The following is a 1936-nucleotide window of genomic DNA, read 5'->3' as shown; positions in this document are numbered from 1 at the left end:
TACTGAAGTGCAGCGGGAGATCTTGCGAGCGTTACGGATCACGGAGCCACCAAGAATTCTGCGCATGGAGCCCCGAACACGAGGGCTGTAGGCACTACACGAGTTATCCACAGGTCCCACGAATCCGCGTCAGGAATGGATTCGTGGGACTTTGTATGACTACACAGTGTCGAAGTCGGGGCATGCATACGCAGGCTTTGGCCCTAACGGATAATCGACCGCCGAGCGCCCGTCAAGGGCGTCGAAGGACGAGCGAAGCATCCCTTGACGGAGCGTGACGGCGGTCGATACAGTTCGCCACCTCAGGGCCGACTCAAAGCCTATGGGGTGGCGGCAAGCGTGAGTCGAAAAGGAATTTGCTATGACAATGCTTGTGTGGAATCGTTCCACAGTGTGCTCAAGCGAGGACTCGTGTACCTCGAGAGATTTCGGACGCGGGCTGAGGCGATCCGAGGGATCTTCGAGACCATCGAAATCTAGTACAACCGACAACGGATCCACGGAGCAGTTGGGTACCGGACGCCCGATGACGTCGAGCGTCAATACTTCGAGGCGCGATTGAAAGGTGCCGGTGCAGATTGCCAAGTGAATGCTTGACGTGGAGAGGCGGGCATGATAGCCTGGCCGGTCTTCCAAAGGCGAGCGTGGCTCGGCTGCGGTCAAACTCGACATCGTGCCCGCAGAGGCTCCGTATCAAGCGCGGCCCAGGCGGCGCATTGAGCAGGAGATCTTGCACATCGATTTTGATGTGTCCATTGTATTGACTCAATACCATGTAACTGGTTGCTCCTTGCATAGGTGTCCAGCTCAAAATCGGCTGATATGGCGTGTCTGGCGCTTGGCCGTAGTACACATTTAGATATGTCGCCGCCGGCGCCGACTGCAATCCATAGGTAGTCGTGTTCGCCCCATAGACAGTCGAATTCACGGATACGTACACGCTACTTGCAGTCGAGTCTTGATAAATTCCATCTCCGGCGTCAGTTGCAGTGACGCTGACCTGGTACTTGCCGGTAGGTATCGAATTGAGATCATTGAGATCATACTGTCCCTGCGCGCTGTCCCAGTAGACCGAATAGACGGTCGAGGGATGATCCACCGGGCTAGCTTGGATGTACATTAAGGCACTTTCAGCCACCGGTCCCCAGGAGATGGTTGAACCATTCACGGACAACTGTGGCATAGACAGTATGGAATCGTTCGGCTGGGCGCCAAGTTGAATCGTGATCCTAGGCGACGTACCCGAAGACGAGCTACCGGACGACGAGCTACCGGACGACGAGCTACCCGAAGACGAGCTACCCGAAGACGAGCTACCCGAAGACGAGCTACCCGAAGACGATGTCGAACTCGCGCCAACCGGAATGCCGCGGACCGATCCTGTCACGCCCGAGCCTTGCACCTGATCAACGGTTCCGGAGCCCATGACTTGTACGGTAGAACTCATCGACACCACGCTGCCGACGGAGCCGTTCACGACGATGCTGACGTTAGCAGCACCGCTTGCGGTTACCTGTTGCACCTTTGCTCCAGGTTGAACAACGACGGACGCTCCTGAAGCTGTCACCGTGACGCTCTGAACCTGCGTATTTGCCTCAGCGACGACATTCGCCGGCGCCAGGACGGCGATATTGGTATATGGCGTAGTGCCCGCCAGCGTTACGGTCGGAGTCGCATCGATATCGACGGTCCCAAACCCGCCGCCGTCTGCTTCGAGCGACACAGGTTGCTTGTCTTGCGGGGCAATCTGCGTGATTTGGATGGACGTATTCTCCTGGGCGACGATGTGCACCGGGCTGGTGCTCGCGACGATGAGCGCTGGTGCGCTCACGCCGTCGAGCTCGATTGAGTGGTTCGCGCCCGACAGCACGATGATACGTCCGGAGACGTGCACGTCCTTCAACGTCGTTGTTCCGTTTGCGCCAGGATTGACATA

1 protein-coding gene is annotated in these 1936 nt (G+C 57.5%); it reads left to right on the top strand.

Annotated features, from left to right (window positions below; genetic code table 11):
• Positions 1-1751: 1751 nt before the first annotated feature.
• The coding region (locus AS26_RS14570; protein ID WP_217997440.1) for a hypothetical protein at positions 1752-1936 on the top strand (185 nt) is incomplete at its 3' end.

The organism is Alicyclobacillus sendaiensis NBRC 100866 (genome assembly GCF_001552675.1).
In the GTDB taxonomy this organism is placed as follows: domain Bacteria; phylum Bacillota; class Bacilli; order Alicyclobacillales; family Alicyclobacillaceae; genus Alicyclobacillus; species Alicyclobacillus sendaiensis.
The sequence above is the reverse complement of the archived record's forward strand: the minus strand, read 5'-3'. Positions and strand labels throughout refer to the sequence as shown.